Raw genomic sequence first — 19,593 nt, 5'->3', positions numbered from 1 at the left:
CATCCCGCACTCGCGAGAGGATGATCCTCATGACTCTCTGGCTCACCGGCGACCCGAGCGCCGACCAGCTCGTGACCGACGACCCGTTCGCCCTGCTCCTCGGCATGCTCCTGGACCAGCAGGTCACCATGGAGTCCGCCTTCGCGGGGCCGGCCAAGATCGCGGACCGCATGGGCGGTCTCGACGTGCACCGCATCGCGGAGGCGGACCCGCAGGAGTTCGCCGCCCTGTGCGCGACGCCCCCCGCGGTGCACCGCTACCCCGGCTCGATGGCGGGACGCATCCAGGCGGTGGCCGCCGCGGTCGCCACCGACTACGACGGGGACGTCACGCGGCTGTGGACCGACGGCGACCCGGACGGGCCGACCGTGCTCCGGCGGCTCAAGGCGCTGCCGGGCTTCGGCGACCAGAAGGCGCGGATCTTCCTGGCGCTGCTCGGCAAGCAGCGCGGCGTGCAGCCGGCCGGCTGGGCGGAGGCCGCCGGCGCCTACGGGGAGCCGGACGCGCGGCGCTCGATCGCGGACGTCACCGACCCGGTCTCGCTGAGCGAGGTCCGGGCGACGAAGCAGGCCGCGAAGGCCGCCGCGAAAGGACAGCTCGCGTGATCGTGGTGACGACGAACGAGATCCCGGGGTACCGGATCCAGGCCGTGCTCGGCGAGGTCATGGGCCTGACCGTGCGCTCCACCAACATCGGCGCCAGCTTCACGGCCGGGCTGCGCGCGATCGGCGGCGGCGAGCTGCCGGAGTTCACCAAGATCATGTACGAGAGCCGCCGTGAGGTGATGCACCGCATGGTCGGCGAGGCGCAGGAGCGGGGTGCCAACGCGATCGTCGCGATGCGCTTCGACACCGACTCGATCGGTCAGTTCAGTGAGGTGTGCGCGTACGGCACGGCGGTGATCGTCGAGCCCATCGGTGCCGGTGAGCCTGGCGCGACAGGTCAGTCCGCGCAGGTCGTGGCCGACGCTCACTGATCCCGCAGCGCGTCCTTCCAGCCCTGCGAGTACGCCTCGGCGCTGCCCTGCTGGAACATGTCCTCGTCGCCCAGCCGGACCAGCACGCGCGCGCCCGGACCGTCCTCGTCCGTCACCAGGTGACCCAGACCGCGCACGACCGCGAGCGGCCGCCCCTCCGCCTTGCCCTTGACCAGCTCACCGGCTGACGCGATCTCGTCGGCCACCGCGGCCTGCGTCATGACCAGCGGTCGGCCGAACGAGTCGACCTGACCGCGCAGGTCGTCGAGCACGACGAGCCCCGCGGCGCCGATCGCGATGTCGGTGACGCCCTGCCGCCACGGGCGCCCGGCGGTGTCCGTGATGACGACGCCCACCCGGACCCCGAACGCCGCCGACAGCCCCGCCCGGATCCGCCGCGCGGACGCGTCCGGGTCGAGCGGGAGCAGCAGCACGGTGCCCTCGGGGGTGTTCGACGCGTCGACCCCGGCCGCGGCCATCACGAGCCCGAGCCGGTTCTCCACGATCCGCGTGACCCCGGACGCGTGCTCGCGGGTGGCGACGACGCGCACCGTCTCGTCGGTGATCGCCTGCTCGCGGTCGTCGGCGGAGACCACCCGGCCCTCGGCCTTGGACACGACCTTCGACGTGAGCACGAGGATGTCGCCGTCGACGGGCGGGTCGTCGCGGAGCAGCTCCGCCAGCAGCGCGACCAGGTCGTCGCCGGGTGCGATCTCCCGCAGCCCGTCGGGCGCCCAGACCTCGAGGCGCGAGTTCATCGCACCAGGTTGGGCAGCACGTCCGCCCCGAACGTCTCGATCCACTCGCGCTGGTTGCGCCCCACGTTGTGCAGGTAGATGCGGTCGAAGCCGAGGTCCACGTACTTCTGGATCTCCGCGCGGTGCTTGTCGGGGTCCGCCGAGATGACCATGCGGCCCTCGAAGTCCTCGGGGCGCACCAGCTTGGCCATCTGCTCGAAGTCGAACGGCGAGCGGATGTCCGCCTTCGGGAACTTCATGCCGCCGTTGGGCCACTCGTGCATCGCGTGCGCCAGGGCCAGCTCGTCGGTCTCGGCCCAGGACAGGTGGAGCTGGAGCACCTTCGGCATCGCGTCCGGGTCCTTGCCGGCCTCGCGCGCGCCCTCGTCGAACTTGCCGAACAGGCCGGAGATCTTCTCCAGCGGGGCGCCGACCGTGATGAGCCCGTCGGCCAGCCGTCCGGCGCGCTTGGCGGTCACCGGGCCGGCCGTCGCGACGAGGATCTCGGGCGCGACCTCCGGCATGGTCCACAGGCGCGTGGACTCGAGCTTGTAGAACTGCCCGGCGTGCTTGACGTCCTTGCCTGCGATCGAGGCCGCGAACAGCTTCTTGATGATGTCGATGGCCTCGAACATGCGGTTGATCCGCTCGGGGGCCTCCGGCCAGTAGTTGGCCACGATGTGCTCGTTGAGCGCCTCGCCGGAGCCCAGGCCCAGCCAGTGCCGCCCGGGGTACATCGCGGCGAGAGTGGCCGACGCCTGCGCGACCATCGCCGGGTGCCACCGGAACGTCGGTGCGGTGACGCCGGGGCCGATGTCGCCCGTGGTCCGCTCCCCCAGGGCCGTCAGCACGTTCCAGACGAACGCCGCCTGCCCCTGCGCCGGGACCCAGGGCTGGTAGTGGTCGGCCGCCATCACCCCGGAGAACCCGTGGGCCTCCGCGTGGACCGACAGCGCGACCGCCTCGGTGGGGTGGAACTGCTCGAGCATCGCCGCGTACCCGACCGTGAGGCCGTCCGCCGTGACCGTTGCCATCCATTGCTCCTTCGTGGGGCCCTCGTCGTCGATCACCCTAACCGCGGGACCAGGCAGGATGATGCCCGTGAGCGACGACGCCCTGACGGTCGAGGTGCACTGGGCGCGCACCGTCTCCGCGGACGTGCTCGCCGACGTGCTGACGCGCGCGGAGCGCGAGCGCACCGCGACCGTGCAGAACGCGGAGTCGCGCAACGCGCTCGCGTCGTCGCTGGTGCTGGCGCGCACCGCCGTCGGTGCCTGGGTGGGTGTCGACGCCGACGCGGTCGAGCTGCGCCGCAGGTGCCCCCGCTGCGGCAGCCGCGTGCACGGCCGCCCGAGCGCGTCGTGGCGCAGCGTGCCCGACGACGTGCACTGGACGCCGGTCCCCCACGTGAGCCTCGCGCGGACCGCGGGGACGGTCGTCGTCGCGACGACGCTCGCGGGCGAGGTCGGCATCGACGTCGAGCGGCGTATCGAGCGCATGTTCGTCGGTTTCGACGACGTCGTGCTGGCCGCCGCGGAGGCCCGCGCGGTCGACGACGAGGCGCGCCTGCGCACCTGGGTGCGCAAGGAAGCCGTGCTCAAGGCCATCGGACGCGGGCTCGACGTCGATCCGCGCACCCTCGTGCTCGGGCCCGGTGACGAGCCCCCGCGCATCGAGCGAGGGCCGGTCGGGCCGTGGCACCTCCAGGACCTCGACCCGACGGGCGGGGCGATCGGGGCACTCGCCGTGGGGGCCGACGGCCCGGTCAGCGTGCGGGTGACGCAGGTGCAGCTGACCGGTCGGTACTGAGCTCGGGCAGGGCCGGCCGGTAGACCCACGCCTCGACCAGCAGCGCCACGGAGGTGCCGGACACCTCGGACGCGCACGCGACGAACAGCTCGGTGCTCACCGTCCCGTGCCGGTGCCGCGCGGTCCACGTCCGCAGGATCGCGAAGAACGCCCGGTCGCCGACCGCGAGCCGCAGGGCGTGCAGGGTGAGGGCGCCGCGCTTGTAGAGCCGGTCGTCGAACATGCCGTCGGGTCCGGGATCGCCGATGACCAGGTTCTGCGGGAGTGTCGCCAGGCGGGCCCGCGCGGACCGGGCGTGCCGCTCGGCGCTCCAGCCGCCCGACTGCTCGGACCACAGCCACTCGGCGTAGCAGGCGAACCCCTCGTGCAGCCAGATGTCCCGCCACCGGCCGACCGTGAGGCTGTTCCCGAACCACTGGTGCGCGAGCTCGTGCGCGACCAGCCGCTCCGACCCCCGCCGGCCGTCCATGTGGTTGGCCCCGAACACGGCGAGCCCCTGCGCCTCGAGCGGGATCTCGAGGGCGTCGTCGGTGACCACCACCGTGTAGCCGTCGAACGGGTACGGGCCGAACCGGTTCTCGAAGAGCGCCATCATCTCGACCTGCCGGTCGAGGTCGTGCAGGGCGGCGGTGCGCAGCCGGGGCGGGACCAGCACCTGCGTGCGCGCGTCGGTCGGCACCCGCTCGTAGCGTCCGATCTGGAGCGTCGCGAGGTAGGGCGCCATCGGCTCGGGCTGGTCGTACACCCACCGCGTGCGCCCGGCCCGCGGGGTGCGCGAGACCAGCAGCCCGTTGGCCAGCACCTCGTAGCCGGCCTCCGCCGTGACCGTGACCGAGAAGCTCGCCTTGTCCGCCGGGCTGTCGTGGCACGGGAACCACGTGGGTGCCCCGTCGGGCTGGCCCGCCACGATGAGCCCGTCCTCGAGCTCCTCCCAGCCGACCTCCCCCCACGGTCCGCGCACGGGACCCGGTTGCCCGCCGTACCGCACCTCGATCAGCAGGCTCGTGCCCGCGGACACCTCGTGGCCCAACCGGATGGCGATCCGGCCGTCGCGGTGGGTCCACCTCTCGGGCCGCTTCCCGCCGACCAGCACCTGGGTGACGCGCAGCCCGTGCAGGGACACCGCGACACGGTCCAGCGGACGGGTGGCGCGGGCGTGCAGCACCGCGCGCGCGTCGAGGCGGTTGGTGGACACGCGGTAGTCGAGCTCGAGCTCGTACCGGTCCACCGTCACACCGCCGTCCGGCCTCCCGGGCAGATACGGGTCCTCGGGCGGCTGCGTCACGCCGGGGCCACCGGGTTCCCCGTCCAGCGCGACCCGGCGGGGATGGCGTCGCCGCGCAGCACGAGGGAGGCGGGTCCCACCCGCGCGCCGTCGTCGAGCCTCGCCGCGGGCAGCACCACCCCGTGCGGGCCCAGGCTCGCGCCGCGTCCCAGCTCCACCGTGTCCATGCTCATCACCCGATCATGGAACAGATGTGTCTGCAGCACGCAGCCGCGGTTCACCGTGGCCGCGTCGCCGAGCGTGACCAGATCAGCCTCGGGCAGCCAGTACGTCTCGCACCAGACCCCGCGGCCGATCCGGGCACCGAGCGTCCGCAGCCAGATCGTGAGCGCCGGTGAGCCGATGGTGGCCGGTCCGAGCCACGGCACGGCGACGATCTCGAGGAATGTGTCGGCCAGCTCGTTGCGCCACACGAACGAGCTCCACAGGGGGTGGTCGCCGGGTCGCAGCCGGCCGACGAGCAGCCACTTGGTCACGGTCGCCAGCGCGCACGCGACGAGGGCGGCCGCCAGCACGACCAGCGGCGAGACCGCTGCGGCCGCACCGAGCCCACGGGAGTCGAGCACCGCCTGGAGCGCCAGCAGGACGAGCACCCCCAGCCCGACGGTGCAGATCACCGGCACGATCCGGCAGAGCTCCACGAGCGCACGGGCCACCCGCAGGCGCGTCGGCGGAGCGAACGTCCGGGCGTCGTCGGCCTCGCCAGCGGTCCGTCGCAGGCGCACCGGCGGCGAGCCGAGCCAGCTGGTGCCCGCCCGGGCGTCCTCCGGCGTCGCCGAGAGCACCGCGACCAGACCGCGCTTGGGCACCGCGCGGCCGGGGGCGATCATCCCGGAGTTGCCGAGGAACGCACGCTTGCCGACCTTGCTGCGCTCGACCCGCAACCACCCGTGGCCCAGCTCGTAGGAGCCGATGAGGGTGTCGTCGGCCAGGAAGGCTCCGTCGCCCACCGTGGTCAGGCTCGGGAGCATGAGGGCGGTCGACGCCTCGACGTCCTTGCCGATGTCCGCACCGAGCAGCCGCAGCCAGACGGGCGTCGCGAGGCTGGAGTACAGCGGGAACAGCGTCGTGCGGGCGTCGTCCATGAGCCGCAGGGTCGCCCAGACCTGCCACCCCGCGCGGCTGTGCACCGCGTGGTACCCCTCGCGGAACCCGAGCCCGAGCAGCCGCACGGCCGCGAGCGTGACGACCGCGAGCACCACGACCACCGTGACTGCGGCCAGCGGCACCGCCCGGAGCGCGTCGGCCGCTGCCTCGGCCCTCGTGGTGGCCCCGCCGAGCGCCACCCCGACCACCAGCAGCCCGCACAGGCCGGCGACGACGGGCAGGGCCGAGAGCACCGTCGCGGTCAGCCCGTAGATCGCCACCCACCGGCGGGCGCGCGGCGCCCGGTCGTGCGGCCAGTGCCGCCGGGCCGGGCCATCGAACACCGCCGGAGACCCGACCCAGAGCTCTCCGGGCGGCACGGAGTCGAGCACCGCGGAGCCCGGAGCGACCTCGGACCAGGCGCCCACGCGGGTGCCGGGCGCGAGCGTGCTGCGGGTCCCGACGGTCGCGCGCTTGTCGATGCGCACGCGTCCGACCCGGAGCACGTCACCGTCGAGCCAGTGCCCGCGCAGGTCCACCTCGGGCTCGACGGAGCACCCGTTGCCGAGCGTCAGCAGCCCGGTGACCGGCGGCGGCGCGTGCAGGTCGACGTTCTTCCCGACGGTCGCCCCGAGCGCCCGCGCGTACGTCGCGGTCCAGGGGGCGCACGACAGGTTCTCGGCGCCGGCCGCGGCCGCCCAGGACTCGGTGAACCACAGGCGCAGGTGCACCGACCCGCCCCGGGGGTACCGGCCCGGGCGCAGCCCGCGCAGCAGCGTGCGCGCGACGAGCACCGTCGTCCCCATCCGGCCGAACGGGCTCAGGAGCACCAGCCACCCGAGCGCCACCCACCACCACACGCCCGGCACGACGGGCACCCATGCGGCACCGGTGGTCGCGACGAGCACCGCGTCCGCCGCCAGGAGCCAGGTGAGCCACCGCAGCCCGACCAGGGCGGCCAGCGGCAGGCCGAGGACCGTCTGGAGGACCTGCGACCGGAGCGGGGTCGGCGCCACCACCCGTGCCTCCGCCGCGACGGTCGGCTCGAACTCGTCGAGCCGGCGGGCCAGGTCCCCGATCCGCGGGTACTCGTACACGTCGGCGACGGTGACGGTCGGGAAGCGCTCACGCAGGGCGCTGACCAGCTGGGCGGCCACGAGGCTTCCTCCGCCGGCCGCGAAGAAGTCGTCGCGCGGGCCGGTCACCGTGACGCCCAGCGCGGCGGTCCAGCGCTCCGCCACCCACTGGCCGGTCGCCGAGAGGCCGACGGGCGGCGCCGACGCTGACGAGCCGGTGGCAGCCCGTTCCAGCGGCCACGGGAGCGCGTCGCGGTCCACCTTGCCGGAGCCGCGCGTCGGGATCGACTCCACGGGCGCGAGCAGCGGCACGAGCGCCGCCGGCAACGAGCCGACGAGCCGGTGCCGGGCGTCGGCCAGGTCCAGCGTGACGCCGGGCTCGGGCACCAGGTAGCCGACGAGCACCGACGTGCCCGCGGGCGTCCGGCGGACCGCGGCGGCCGCCCCCGCCACGCCGGGCAGGCCGAGCAGCGCGGAGTCGACCTCACCCAGCTCGATCCGGCGGCCACCGACCTTCACCTGGTCGTCGGCGCGCCCGACGAACAGCAGCCCCTCGGCCTCGTACCGCACGAGGTCCCCGCTGCGGTACGCCCGTGCCCAGCCGAGCTGCTCCGCGGGTGCGTACTTCTCCGCGTCCTTGACCGCGTCGAGGTACCGCGCCAGCCCGACGCCGCCGATGATCAGCTCGCCCAGCCCGCCCTCCTCGACCTGCGTCCCGTCGGGCGCGACGACGGCGAGGTCCCACCCGTCGAGCGCGTGGCCGATCCGCACGGGCCCGTCGCCGGTGAGCAGCGCCGCGCACGCGACGACGGTGGCCTCCGTCGGCCCGTACGTGTTCCAGACCTCGCGCCCCTGCCCGACCAGCCGCGCGACGAGCTCCGGCGGGCAGGCCTCACCGCCGAAGATGAGCAGCCGGACGCCGGCCAGCTCCTCGGACCGCCACAGCCCGGCGAGCGTCGGCACGGTCGAGATGACGGTGATGCCCTGCGCCACCAGCCACGGGCCCAGGTCCATGCCGGTGCGCACCAGAGCGCGCGGCGCGGGGACCAGGCAGGCTCCGTGCGCCCACGCGAGCCACATCTCCTCGCAGCTGGCGTCGAAAGCGACCGACAGCCCCGCCAGCACGCGGTCGCCCGGACCGAGCGGTGCCGCCTGGAGGAACAGCCGCGACTCGGCATCCACGAACGCGGCCGCCGACCGGTGCGCGACCGCGACGCCCTTGGGCGCACCGGTCGAGCCCGAGGTGAAGATGATCCAGGCGTCGTCGTCGAGCCCCGGTGGCCTCGGCTCCGCGCGCGTCCGCAGGGTCGCCAGGTCCCCCTCCGTGAGCACCCGCGCGACCCCGGCCTCCCGGAAGACGGTCCGTGCGCGCTCGTCGGGGTCGTCGACGTCGACCGGCACGTACGCCGCCCCGGCCGCGAGCACCGCGAGGATCGCCGTGTAGAGCTCCGTGGTGCCCGACGGGATGCGCACGCCGACGCGGTCCCCGGGCCCGATGCCCGCACCGGCCAGGCCGGCGGCGGCGGACCGGACCGCCTCGGCCAGCTCCCGGTACGTCAGCACCGCGCTGCCGTCGTCGATCGCGGGCGCGTCACCGTGCGCCGCGACGGTCCCCGCCAGGACGTCCAGCAGCGTGCGCGGTGCGGCAGCCCGGTCGGACCGGAGGAACCCGTCGGCAGACATCGCCCAGCCCCCCCGCCCGCTCGTGTCCTCCCGATCATGCGCTCACGACCTGGCGAGTGGCGATCCTCGCACCGGCGCCACGCCGCACCGCGCCCAGACCGCCCTCGTTCACCGAGTGTTCGCCTGATCGTCGCCGGACCGTGGAGGCCCGCCGATCTGGGAAGATGTCGGACCATGAGCTCCGACTCCCCCGCCACGCCGTCCGTGCCCCAGGAAACCACTCGCACCACGGGCACGCGGCAGGTACCGGACCGGGTCTCCCTGGACGGCGTCGAAGCCCGCTGGGACGAGGCGTGGACCGCTCAGGACCTGTACGCGTTCGACCGCACGGCCACGCGCGAGCAGGTCTACTCGATCGACACGCCCCCGCCCACGGTGTCCGGCTCGCTGCACGTGGGCCACGTGTTCTCGTACACGCACACCGACGTGGTCGCGCGGTTCCAGCGCATGCGCGGCCGCGAGGTGTTCTACCCGATGGGCTGGGACGACAACGGCCTGCCCACCGAGCGCCGCGTGCAGAACTACTACGGCGTGCGCTGCGACCCGTCGCTGCCGTACGACCCCGAGTTCACTCCGCCGTTCGAGGGCGGCGAGGGAAAGTCCGGCCCGCAGCTGCCGGTCAGCCGCAAGAACTTCGTCGAGCTCTGCGAGCGCCTCACGGTCGAGGACGAGCGGCTGTTCGAGGCCCTCTGGCGTCGGCTCGGTCTCTCGGTCGACTGGTCCCGCACGTACCAGACCGTCTCCGCCGAGTCCCGGGCCGTCGCGCAGCAGGCGTTCCTGCGCAACCTCGCGCGCGACGAGGCGTACCAGGCCGAGGCCCCCGGGCTGTGGGACGTCACGTTCCAGACGGCGGTCGCGCAGGCCGAGCTCGAGGCCCGCGACTACCCCGGGGCGTTCCACCGCGTGGCGTTCCACGGCGAGGGCGGTCCCGTCTACATCGAGACCACGCGTCCGGAGCTGCTGCCGGCGTGCGTCGCCCTCATCGCGCACCCCGACGACGAGCGCTACCAGCACCTGTTCGGCACCACGGTCCGCTCCCCGCTGTTCGACGTCGAGATCCCCGTCCTGGCGCACACCCTGGCGGAGCCCGACAAGGGCGCCGGCATCGCGATGTGCTGCACGTTCGGTGACCTCACCGACGTGCAGTGGTGGCGCGAGCTCCAGCTGCCGACGCGCTCGGTGGTGGGCCGCGACGGCCGCATCCTGCGCGACACCCCCGACTGGCTCGTGGGCGACGGCCCGCGCGCCCGCCACGAGGAGCTGGCCGGCAAGACGACGTTCTCCGCCCGCGAGGCCGTCGTCGCCGGGCTGCGCGAGACCGGCGACCTGGACGGCGAGCCCGTCACCACCCAGCGCAAGGCGAACTTCTACGAGAAGGGCGACAAGCCCCTCGAGATCGTCACCAGCCGCCAGTGGTACATCCGCAACGGCGGTCGCGACGAGGCCCTGCGCGACGAGCTGCTCGCCCGCGGCGCCGAGCTGGGGTTCAACCCCGACTTCATGAAGGTCCGCTACGAGAACTGGGTCAGCGGCCTCAACGGCGACTGGCTCGTCTCGCGCCAGCGCTTCTTCGGCGTGCCCTTCCCCGTCTGGTACCGCCTCGACGAGAACGGTGAGCCCGTCCACGACGCACCCCTGGTGCCGCGTGAGGACGAGCTCCCGGTCGACCCGTCGTCCGACGTGCCCGCCGGCTACACGGCGGACCAGCGCGGGGTGCCCGGCGGGTTCGTCGGCGACCCCGACATCATGGACACCTGGGCCACCAGCTCGCTGACCCCGCAGATCGTCGGCGGCTGGCGCACGGACCCCGACCTGTTCAGCCGCGTGTTCCCCATGGACCTGCGCCCCCAGGGCCAGGACATCATCCGCACCTGGCTGTTCTCCACGGTGGTCCGCTCGCACCTGGAGCACGGCTCGCTGCCCTGGTCCGACGCGGCGATCAGCGGCTGGATCCTGGACCCCGACCGCAAGAAGATGTCGAAGTCCAAGGGCAACGTGGTCACCCCCATGGGCCTGCTGGAGGAGCACGGGTCCGACGCGGTCCGCTACTGGGCGGCCTCCGCGCGGCTCGGCACCGACGCGGCCTTCGAGGTCGGCCAGATGAAGATCGGCCGCCGCCTGGCCATCAAGGTGCTCAACGCCTCCAAGTTCGCGCTCTCCTTCGGTGCCGCCGACGAGCCGCTCGACCTGGACCCGGCGCTGGTCACCGTCGAGATCGACCGCGCCATTCTCGCCGGCCTGGCGGACGTCGTCGACAAGGCCACCGCCGCCCTCGTCGCGTACGACCACACGCGCGCCCTGGAGCTGTCGGAGACGTTCTTCTGGACGTTCTGCGACGACTACCTGGAGCTGGTCAAGGACCGCGCGTACGGCGACCCCTCCCCGGAGACCACGTCGGCCCGCGCCGCCCTGGCGATCGCGCTCGACGTGCTGCTGCGCCTGTTCGCGCCGGTGATCCCGTTCGCCACGGAGGAGGTCTGGTCGTGGTGGCGTGACGGGTCGGTGCACCGCGCGCCGTGGCCGTCCGCGGAGCCGCTGCGCACCTCGGCGGACCCCGCCGTGGTCGGCGCGGCCGGGTCGGCGCTCGCCGCGCTGCGCAAGGTCAAGTCCGAGGCCAAGCTGTCGATGCGCACCGAGATCACCGCGGTCAACCTCGCCGTCCCCGCCGCGCTGCGACCGGGCGTCGAGGTGTCGCTCGACGACATCCGCGCCGCCGGCCGCGTCACGGGCACCCTCACCCTGGTGGACTCGGACGGTGAGACGTGCGTGGCACGCGACGCCGTGCTGGTCCCGCCGGCTCCGAAGGCCTGACGTGCGCGAGTCACGGTCCGAGTCGCTGATCGAGCTGGACCCCGCCGCCAGCATCCCCGGCATGCTCGCGGCACGGCTGCTGCGCGACCCCTCTGGGGTGTTCGCCGAGCGGCTGGTCGACGGGACCTGGACCGCGGTGACGGTCGCCGAGTTCGACGCCGAGGTCACCGCGGTGGCCAAGGGCCTCGTCGCGCGGGACGTCCAGCCGGGCGACCGCGTCGCGCTCATGTCCCGCACCCGCTACGAGTGGACGCTGCTCGACTTCGCCTGCTGGGCGGCGGGTGCGCTGGGCGTGCCCGTCTACGAGACGTCGTCGGCCGAGCAGGTCCGGTGGATCATGGCCGACGCCGGGGTCCGGCTCGCGCTCGTGGAGACCGCGAAGCACGCCGCCGTCGTCGCCCAGGTCCGTGACGACCTCCCGGGCCTGCGCGAGGTGCTGGTCATCGACGAGAGCGCGGTCGCCGCGCTGGTCGAGGCGGGCACCGGCGTCCCCGACGAGGAGATCCGGCGGCGCAGCGCGCTGGCCCGCGCGGACGACCTGGCGACCGTCATCTACACGTCGGGTACGACGGGCCGGCCCAAGGGCGTCGAGCTCACGCACGGGAACTTCGTCGCCATCACGCGCAACGGGGTCGCCGGGCTGGGCGAGGTCGTCGCGATGCCGCACTCGCGCACCCTGCTGTTCATGCCGCTCGCGCACGTGTTCGCGCGGTTCATCCAGGTGCTCTGCGTGCCCTCCGGCGCCGTCCTGGGTCACACGCCGGACGCCAAGAACCTGCTCGCGGACCTGGGGACGTTCAAGCCGACGTTCATCCTGGCGGTCCCCCGCGTCTTCGAGAAGGTCTACAACTCGGCGGAGCAGAAGGCCGGGTCGGGGACCAAGCTCAAGCTCTTCCGCTGGGCCGCCAAGGCCGCCGAGGACTACTCACGCTCCCTGGAGACCGGCGGGCCCGGCGCCGCCCTGCGTGCCCGGCACGCCCTCGCCGGGCGTCTGGTGCACTCGAAGCTCCGCGCGGCGCTGGGCGGGCGCGCCGAGTTCGCGATCTCCGGCGGCGCTCCCCTGGGCGAGCGTCTCGGGCACTTCTACCGGGGCATCGGCGTCGAGGTGCTCGAGGGTTACGGCCTCACGGAGACCACCGCGGCCACGTGCGTCACCCGTCCCGGGGCCACCACCATCGGCACCGTCGGGCCGCCGTACCCGGGCGCCGCCATCCGCGTGGACGACGACGGCCAGATCTCCGTGTCGGGCCCGCACGTGTTCCGCGGGTATCGGCACGACCCCGAGGCGACCGCCGAGGCCCTCGTCGACGGCTGGTTCCGCACCGGCGACCTCGGCACGCTGGACGACGACGGCTGCCTGCGGATCACCGGTCGCACCAAGGAGATCATCGTGACCGCGGGCGGCAAGAACGTCGCCCCCGCCGTGCTCGAGGACCGCCTGCGCGGCCACCCGCTGGTCAGCCAGGTGGTCGTCGTCGGCGACCAGCGGCCCTTCATCGGCGCACTCGTCACGCTCGACGCCGACATGCTCCCCGGCTGGCTGTCCAACCACGGCCTGCCCGCCATGTCTGTCGACGAGGCCGCGACGAACCCCGCGGTGCTCGAGGCCCTCGACCGTGCCGCGGAGCGCGCCAACGAGGCCGTCTCGCGTGCCGAGTCCATCCGCAAGGTCCGGGTGCTCACCACGGACTTCACCGAGACGAACGGCTACCTCACCCCGTCGATGAAGGTGAAGCGCGCCCTGGTGCTCAAGGACTTCGCCGCAGACATCGACACCCTGTACACGGACACCCGCACAACCGACTGATACCGCGAACAGCAACGTCCGAGGAAGCGGTCGCCGGAGCGCTCGCTTCCTCGGACGTTGCGTGTCTCTAGACCACCGTGCGCAGGCGCGCCTGGTCGGCGGACTGGGTGGGCACCGCCTCGCTCGGGGTCGAGTCGTCGGACCAGCGCAGCACCGCGCCGATGCCGTCCACCAGGTCGACCGCACCGTCCTCCGCGAACGTGACCCCCGCGTCCTGGGCCAGCGCGGCCCGCACCAGGGCGACGTTGGCGTCCATCTCGCGCGCCTCGCCCGTGACGCCGATCGACGCGAGGTCCCCCGCGGTCGTCGCCAGCTGCAGGGGTTCGGGTCCGACCCACAGGGTCCGCTCCGCGAGGCCGGTGGTGAGCACGCTGACCTGGAGCACCAGCTCCGCCACCTGGCCGCGCCGCAGCACCTCGATCACGTCGCCCAGTGCCGTGACGGCACCGTCACCGCGACCCTGCGCCTCCCGGAACCGGTCGAGCACCGCCTGCCGCCGCCGGGTGCGGAACGCCTCGAGCGTCTCGGTGACCCGCGCCGCGAACGCGCCCTGGTTGACGCCCTCGCCCCGCGACCCGCCCTGCACCTCGACCACCAGCTCGCGGGCCTGCTGCCCGAGGGCCTCGCAGACGAGCTTGGTGGCGCGGCCGTCGCCCGTGATCACCACGAGGTCCGGCCTGCGCTCGGCGACCCGCTTGTCCAGGACGGCTGCGACCGCCTCGGCGTTGCGCCCCCAGGAGTCCTCCGCACGCGTCTGGCTGCGCCGGTCGAGCCCGCCCTCGCGCGTCTTGTGCACGTCGTCATGCCCGCCGTCGACCGTCTCGGTCTCCGGGCCGCCCTCGGTGCGCACCGTCCCACCGGCTGCCCACGTCAGGTCCGCACCGTTGCGGTCCACCTCGACCAGCAGGTACGAGACCGTCTCGTCGGCGGCCCGCACGGCGGGGAGCAGCGCCGGCGCCGGGCCGAACACCGCGTGGGACTGGGCCGGAGGCTCCGAGAGCACGCGGTCGACCACCACGCCCTGGGCGTCGGCGACGATCACCCGCCCGTGGGGAGCGCGCACACCGGTGGGCACCGAGACCACGTCGGCGATCTGGTCCAGCACCCAGGCCGGGGCACCGTCGCGCTCCAGAGAGCGTCGCACGGCCCTCCAGCGGTCAGCCGCCTCGGCGTCACCGGTCGCACCGTGTCGCGTCGCGTCGAGGTAGACGGTCGTGAACGGTGCCGGGCGTCCGAGCAGCGGCTTGAGCCAGTGCAGATCCATGGGCAAGTACCTCCGGTGTCGATCGTCCCCGGCGACCGCGCACGCGTGATCCGCCCCCGCGCGGCTTGCCGGAGCTGACCCCTCCTACCCTCCGCCCCCGGAGGGCGGCGCGCCACCCCGAAAACCGTCAGACGCCTCGGGCGTGGTCCTCGGCGATGGCCTCGTGGTGCCGGATGACCTCTTCGACGATGAACGCGAGGAACTTCTCCGCGAACACCGGGTCCAGGTCCGCGGTGCGCGCGAGCTCCCGCAGGCGCGCGACCTGCTGCTCCTCGCGCGCGGGGTCCGACGCCGGCAGCCCGCTGGTCGCCTTGAGGACGCCCACCTGCTGCGTGGCCTTGAAGCGCTCCGCGAGCAGGTAGACGAGCGCGGCGTCGATGTTGTCGATGCTCCCGCGCAGGCGGGCCAGGTCGGCGGGGATCGGGGTCGGCAGGTCGCTCACGGACGCGATCCTAGGCGGGAACCCCGGACGGTCAGGCGCTCTTCTCGCGGGGTGTGCGCTTCTCCTGCTCCGTGTCCCGCGGGATGAGCGTCGGGTTGACGTTCTCGAGCACGACCTCGCGCGTGATGACCACCCGGCCCACGTCGTCGCGGCTGGGCACCTCGAACATCACCTGCTGGAGGACCTCCTCCATGATCGCCCGCAGACCACGAGCTCCCGTGCCGCGCAGCAGGGCCTGGTCGGCGATCGAGGCCACGGCCTCCTCGTCGAACTCGAGCTCGACGCCGTCGATCTGGAACATCCGCTGGTACTGCTTGACCAGCGCGTTCTTGGGCTCCGTGAGGATGCGCACGAGCGCGTCCTGGTCGAGGCGGGAGACCGCGGCGACCACGGGCAGGCGACCGATGAACTCGGGGATCAGGCCGTACTTCTGCAGGTCCTCGGGGCGGACCTCGGAGAACAGGTCCCCCTCGTCCACCGAGTCCAGCAGCGGGGCGCCGAAGCCGACCACGCGCTTGCGGGCACGGGCCGCGATGATGTCGTCGAGCCCGGAGAACGCGCCGGCCACGATGAACAGCACGTTCGTCGTGTCGATCTGGATGAACTCCTGGTGCGGGTGCTTGCGACCGCCCTGCGGCGGCACCGAGGCCGTGGTGCCCTCGATGATCTTCAGCAGCGCCTGCTGGACACCCTCGCCGGAGACGTCACGCGTGATCGACGGGTTCTCACTCTTGCGGGCGATCTTGTCGATCTCGTCGATGTAGATGATCCCCGACTCGGCCTTCTTGACGTCGTAGTCGGCGGCCTGGATGAGCTTGAGCAGGATGTTCTCGACGTCCTCGCCCACGTAGCCCGCCTCGGTGAGGGCCGTGGCGTCCGCGATGGCGAACGGGACGTTCAGCATGCGAGCCAGGGTCTGCGCGAGGTACGTCTTGCCGGTGCCCGTGGGGCCGACCAGCAGGATGTTCGACTTCGCGATCTCGATGTGGTCGTCCGTCGTCGACGTCCGCGCCTCACCGGCCTGGACACGCTTGTAGTGGTTGTACACCGCGACCGCGAGGGCCCGCTTGGCCGACTCCTGGCCGATGATGTACTGCTCGAGGAAGTCGAAGATCTCCTTCGGCTTGGGCAGCTCGACCAGCCCGACCTCGGTGGCCTCCGCCAGCTCTTCCTCGATGATCTCGTTGCAGAGCTCGATGCACTCGTCGCAGATGTAGACGCCGGGGCCCGCGATCAGCTTCTTGACCTGCTTCTGCGACTTGCCGCAGAACGAACACTTGAGGAGATCGGCTCCGTCCCCGATACGAGCCACGTCGATCCCCTTCCTCGTGTCGCCCTCCGCCCCACGGGCGGTGCGTCGTGCGTGCGCACCCCGCAGGGTGCGCGTCCTCCCCCATTGCACACCACCGGGGGCGGGATGTCAGCCGAACACACGGCACGCGTCAGCACCGGTTGTCACTCGCGTCACCTGTTCGGCAGCAGAAGAGCCGGGTCCGCGAGGCGCGAACCCGGCTCTCCAGGTGCTACTTGGGCTGGACCGTCGTCGGGATGACGCCCTTGCGGCTGGCCAGCACCTGGTCGACGATCCCGTACTCCAGCGCCGCCTGGGCGGTGAGGATCTTGTCGCGCTCGATGTCCTTGCGGACCAGCTCGATGTCCCGCCCCGTGTGGTGCGCGATGGTGAGCTCGAGCCACTCGCGCATCCGGATCAGCTCGTTGGCGTGGATCTCGATGTCGGACGCCTGCGCGTAGCCACCGCCCTCCATCGCCGGCTGGTGGATGAGCACGCGTGCGTTCGGGAGAGCCAGGCGCTTGCCCGGCGAGCCCGCCGCGAGCAGCACCGCCGCCGCCGAGGCGGCCTGCCCGAGGCAGACCGTCTGGATGTGCGGCTTGATGTACTGCATCGTGTCGTAGATCGCCGTGAGCGCCGTGAACGAGCCGCCGGGCGAGTTGATGTACAGGATGATGTCGCGGTCCGGGTCGGTGCTCTCCAGCACCAGCAGCTGGGCCATGACGTCGTCGGCCGAGGCGTCGTCCACCTGCACGCCGAGGAAGATGATGCGGTCCTCGAACAGCTTGGTGTACGGGTCCTGGCGCTTGAACCCGTAGGCCGTGCGCTCCTCGAACTGCGGCAGCACGTAGCGGGCGGCGGGCGACGACGGTGCGAGACCGCCGGGGCCGGCCAGCATGCCCGCACGCGCCATGAACTGGGATTCCATGCTCATGAGCTTCTCCTCAACGAATGAAAGTTCGGACGCCGTCAGGCCGTGCCGCCGCCCCCGGCGACCGAGTCGGCCTTCGTGACAACCTTGTCCACGAAGCCGTACTCGAGCGCCTCGGGCGCGGTGAACCAGCGGTCACGGTCGGCGTCGTTGTTGATCTGGTCGACGCTCTTGCCCGTCTGGGCGGCCGTGAGCTCCGCGAGCACGTTCTTCATGTGGAGGATCAGCTGGGCGTTGATCCGCACGTCGGTCGCGGTGCCGCCGATGCCGCCCGAGGGCTGGTGCATCATCACGCGGGCGTGCGGCAGGGCGTAGCGCTTGCCCTGGGCGCCCGACGAGAGCAGGAACTGGCCCATCGAGGCCGCCATGCCCATCGCGATCGTGGCGACGTCCGGCTGGATGTACTGCATGGTGTCGTAGATCGCCATGCCCGCGGTGATCGAGCCACCGGGCGAGTTGATGTACAGCCAGATGTCCTTGTCGGGGTCCTCCGCGGCCAGCAGCATCATCTGCGCGCAGATGGCGTTGGCGTTCTCGTCGCGCACCTCGGAGCCGAGCCAGATGATGCGCTCGCGGAGCAGTCGGTTGTAGATGGAGTCATTGAGGCCGAAGGCCGGGCCGTCCGCCCTGGCCATCATCGGCACTAGCTCGTTCACGAAGGCTCCCTCATCTGACGGTGACGTCTGTCCTGCACCGCGCGGTCCTCCCCTGTCGGGGACCCGTGCGATGCAGTGACCCTAACGCGACGCCCCACCCGCTCATGTCCCCGCACCGAGCGTTTTCGCTGACGGCAGAGCAGGGGCCGGACAGACAGGAGGCCCCGCACCGGTGATCGGTGCGGGGCCTCCCGGTGGGGCGTCAGGCCTTGGCGTCCTCGGCCGGCTCGGCGTCGTCGAACACGTCGAACGCCGAGATGTCGGTCGCGGCGTCGGACGGTGCCGCAGCGGCACCGGCGACCTCGGCTGCCTCGGCGGCGTCCTCGGCGTCCGAGCCGATGAACTCCGAGAGGTCGACGGCCTGGCCGGACCCGTCGGTGACGGCGACGCGGCGCAGGGCGACGGCGAGCGCCTTGGAGCGGGCGACCTCGGCGACCATCGTCGGGATCTGGCCCTGCTGGTCGATGGTCTGGATGAAGGTGTTCGGGTCCATGCCGTACTGGCGCGACGCGTTCACCAGGTAGTCGAGCAGCTCGTTCTGGCTGACCTTGATCTCCAGCTGCTCGGCCAGCGTGTCGAGGAGGATCTGGTTGCGCAGGGCCGTGGTGGCCTGCTCCCCGACCTCGGCGCGGTGCTCGTCGTCCTCGAGCCGGCCCTCGCCCTCGAGGTGACGGTGCACCTCGGCCTCGACGACGCCCGACGGGACGGGGATCTCGGTGGCGGCGAGCAGCTGCTCGAGCAGCAGGTCACGGGCCTGCACGGCCTGGTTGGACGCCTTGATGCTGGACGCCTGCGTGCGCAGGTCCGCCGTCAGCTCCTCCAGCGTGTCGAACTCGCTGGCCAGCTGGGCGAAGTCGTCGTCGGCGTCGGGCAGCTGCCGCTCCTTGACGGTCGTGGCGGTCACGCTCACCTGGGCGGTCTCGCCGGCGTGGTCGCCGCCCGCGAGGGCCGTCTCGAACGTGGTCGCCTCGCCGCCCGAGAGGCCCGTGAGCGCCTCGTCGAGACCCTCGAGCATGTTGCCCGAGCCGATCTGGTAGCTGACGCCGGACACGTTGTCGACCGGCTCGTCGCCGATCGTGGCGGTCAGGTCGATGACGACGAAGTCACCCTCGACCGCGGGGCGGTCGACGCCGACGAGCGTGCCGAAGCGCTCGCGCAGGGCGTCGAGGCGGGCCGCGACGTCCTCGTCGGAGACCTCGACGTCGTCGACCGTGACGGCGATGCCGTCGAGCTCCGGGACCGTGATCTCGGGCCGGACCTCGACCTCGGCGGTGAAGTGCAGCTCGCCCTCCTCGCCGGCGGGCGTGGCGGTCAGGCCGGGGACCTGGGTGACCTCGACCTCGGGCTGACCCAGCGGGCGCAGCTTGTTCTCGCGGACGGCCTCGGCGTAGAAGCCGGACAGGCCCTCGTTGATCGCGTGCTCGAGGACGGCGGGGCGGCCGATGCGCTGGTCGATGATGCGCGGCGGCACCTTGCCCTTGCGGAACCCCGGGACGACGACGTCCTGGGCGATGTGCTCGTACGCGTGCTCGATGCTCGGCTTGAGCTCGTCGTAGGTCACCTCGACGGTCAGCTTGACCTTGGTGGGCTCCAGGGTCTCGACGGCGCTCTTCACTTCGATGGTCTCCAACTGATCGGGGCGGGCGCCGGCGACTCCGGCGATCTCCGGTGCTTCAGGGCCGCGCGCCAGCCGCGCCCGAGAAGGGCCGACGACCGCACGCTGGCGACCCTCGACCTTA

The 19,593-nt window shown here is 72.7% G+C and carries 15 protein-coding genes; 5 read left to right on the top strand and 10 right to left on the bottom strand.

Translation table 11 applies throughout. The annotated features are described in order from the left end of the window. The first annotated feature begins 29 nt into the window (after positions 1-29). Together HP550_RS15995 and HP550_RS15990 are read left to right on the top strand one after the other, a co-directional pair. Entirely contained in the window at positions 30-605 is a 576-nt protein-coding gene (locus HP550_RS15995; RefSeq protein WP_175348668.1) for an HhH-GPD-type base excision DNA repair protein, read from the top strand. Further along, positions 602-976 (top strand): heavy metal-binding domain-containing protein, encoded by a 375-nt coding sequence (locus HP550_RS15990; protein WP_175348667.1) that lies wholly within the window; start codon positions 602-604, stop codon positions 974-976. The genes HP550_RS15995 and HP550_RS15990 overlap by 4 nt, the downstream gene beginning before the upstream one ends. On the opposite strand, the gene HP550_RS15985 is transcribed toward HP550_RS15990, so the two are convergent. Both HP550_RS15985 and HP550_RS15980 read right to left on the bottom strand, forming a co-directional pair. Continuing rightward, on the bottom strand, positions 970-1,734 hold the full coding sequence (locus HP550_RS15985; protein WP_175348666.1) for a coenzyme F420-0:L-glutamate ligase: 765 nt from the start codon (positions 1,732-1,734) through the stop codon (positions 970-972). The genes HP550_RS15990 and HP550_RS15985 overlap by 7 nt on opposite strands. Next, positions 1,731-2,747 (bottom strand): TIGR03557 family F420-dependent LLM class oxidoreductase, encoded by a 1,017-nt coding sequence (locus HP550_RS15980; protein ID WP_175348665.1) that lies wholly within the window; start codon positions 2,745-2,747, stop codon positions 1,731-1,733. Before HP550_RS15980 ends, HP550_RS15985 begins: the two co-directional genes overlap by 4 nt. A gap of 67 nt (positions 2,748-2,814) precedes the next feature. Between HP550_RS15980 and HP550_RS22765 the strand changes: the two genes are divergently transcribed. Beyond that, the gene (locus tag HP550_RS22765) at positions 2,815-3,522 is read left to right on the top strand and encodes a 4'-phosphopantetheinyl transferase superfamily protein (RefSeq protein WP_175348664.1); all 708 of its coding nucleotides are present in this window, start codon (positions 2,815-2,817) and stop codon (positions 3,520-3,522) included. Here the strand turns inward: HP550_RS22765 and HP550_RS15970 are convergent. Together HP550_RS15970 and HP550_RS15965 are read right to left on the bottom strand one after the other, a co-directional pair. Continuing rightward, complete coding sequence (locus HP550_RS15970; protein WP_343048213.1) at positions 3,479-4,807, bottom strand: M1 family metallopeptidase; 1,329 nt, start codon at positions 4,805-4,807, stop codon at positions 3,479-3,481. The genes HP550_RS22765 and HP550_RS15970 overlap by 44 nt on opposite strands. Further along, entirely contained in the window at positions 4,804-8,652 is a 3,849-nt protein-coding gene (locus tag HP550_RS15965) for a Pls/PosA family non-ribosomal peptide synthetase (RefSeq protein WP_175348663.1), read from the bottom strand. Before HP550_RS15965 ends, HP550_RS15970 begins: the two co-directional genes overlap by 4 nt. A 174-nt stretch (positions 8,653-8,826) precedes the next feature. On the opposite strand from HP550_RS15965, the gene valS reads away from it, so the two are divergent. After that, positions 8,827-11,463 carry a valine--tRNA ligase gene (gene valS, locus HP550_RS15960; protein ID WP_175348662.1) on the top strand — a complete coding sequence of 879 codons (2,637 nt, stop codon included), beginning with the start codon at positions 8,827-8,829 and terminating at the stop codon, positions 11,461-11,463. A gap of 1 nt (position 11,464) precedes the next feature. After that, positions 11,465-13,270: an AMP-binding protein gene (locus tag HP550_RS15955; protein ID WP_175348661.1), complete on the top strand. Its 1,806-nt coding sequence runs from the start codon at positions 11,465-11,467 to the stop codon at positions 13,268-13,270. A gap of 67 nt (positions 13,271-13,337) precedes the next feature. On the opposite strand, the gene HP550_RS15950 is transcribed toward HP550_RS15955, so the two are convergent. From HP550_RS15950 to tig, 6 genes are all read right to left on the bottom strand, one after another. Beyond that, positions 13,338-14,534 carry a baeRF2 domain-containing protein gene (locus HP550_RS15950; RefSeq protein WP_175348660.1) on the bottom strand — a complete coding sequence of 399 codons (1,197 nt, stop codon included), beginning with the start codon at positions 14,532-14,534 and terminating at the stop codon, positions 13,338-13,340. Between the two features lie 127 nt (positions 14,535-14,661). Beyond that, complete coding sequence (locus HP550_RS15945; protein WP_175348659.1) at positions 14,662-14,976, bottom strand: chorismate mutase; 315 nt, start codon at positions 14,974-14,976, stop codon at positions 14,662-14,664. Between the two features lie 31 nt (positions 14,977-15,007). Next, on the bottom strand, positions 15,008-16,288 hold the full coding sequence (gene clpX, locus HP550_RS15940) for an ATP-dependent Clp protease ATP-binding subunit ClpX (protein WP_175348658.1): 1,281 nt from the start codon (positions 16,286-16,288) through the stop codon (positions 15,008-15,010). 211 nt (positions 16,289-16,499) lie between these two features. Beyond that, on the bottom strand, positions 16,500-17,201 hold the full coding sequence (locus HP550_RS15935) for an ATP-dependent Clp protease proteolytic subunit (RefSeq protein WP_056092930.1): 702 nt from the start codon (positions 17,199-17,201) through the stop codon (positions 16,500-16,502). A gap of 35 nt (positions 17,202-17,236) precedes the next feature. Continuing rightward, positions 17,237-17,854, bottom strand: a complete 618-nt coding sequence (locus HP550_RS15930) for an ATP-dependent Clp protease proteolytic subunit (protein WP_343048212.1) — start codon at positions 17,852-17,854, stop codon at positions 17,237-17,239. 202 nt (positions 17,855-18,056) lie between these two features. Next, on the bottom strand, positions 18,057-19,469 hold the full coding sequence (gene tig / locus HP550_RS15925; RefSeq protein ID WP_175348657.1) for a trigger factor: 1,413 nt from the start codon (positions 19,467-19,469) through the stop codon (positions 18,057-18,059). Between the last annotated feature and the right edge of the window lie 124 nt (positions 19,470-19,593).

Source organism: Cellulomonas humilata (assembly GCF_013359775.1).
Taxonomy (GTDB): Bacteria; Actinomycetota; Actinomycetes; order Actinomycetales; family Cellulomonadaceae; genus Cellulomonas; species Cellulomonas humilata.
Note: the sequence above shows the minus strand (reverse complement) of the source record. Positions and strands in the feature narration are given on the sequence as shown.

Bases quoted from the DNA above. Each gene is read 5' to 3' on its own strand.
- HP550_RS15935 (WP_056092930.1), bottom strand. From the start codon at position 17,201: ATGAGCATGGAATCCCAGTTCATGGCGCGTGCGGGCATGCTGGCCGGC.
- HP550_RS15965 (WP_175348663.1), bottom strand. From the start codon at position 8,652: ATGTCTGCCGACGGGTTCCTCCGGTCCGACCGGGCTGCCGCACCGCGC.
- HP550_RS15995 (WP_175348668.1), top strand. From the start codon at position 30: ATGACTCTCTGGCTCACCGGCGACCCGAGCGCCGACCAGCTCGTGACC.
- HP550_RS15980 (WP_175348665.1), bottom strand. From the start codon at position 2,747: ATGGCAACGGTCACGGCGGACGGCCTCACGGTCGGGTACGCGGCGATG.
- HP550_RS15985 (WP_175348666.1), bottom strand. From the start codon at position 1,734: ATGAACTCGCGCCTCGAGGTCTGGGCGCCCGACGGGCTGCGGGAGATC.
- HP550_RS15950 (WP_175348660.1), bottom strand. From the start codon at position 14,534: ATGGATCTGCACTGGCTCAAGCCGCTGCTCGGACGCCCGGCACCGTTC.
- valS (WP_175348662.1), top strand. From the start codon at position 8,827: ATGAGCTCCGACTCCCCCGCCACGCCGTCCGTGCCCCAGGAAACCACT.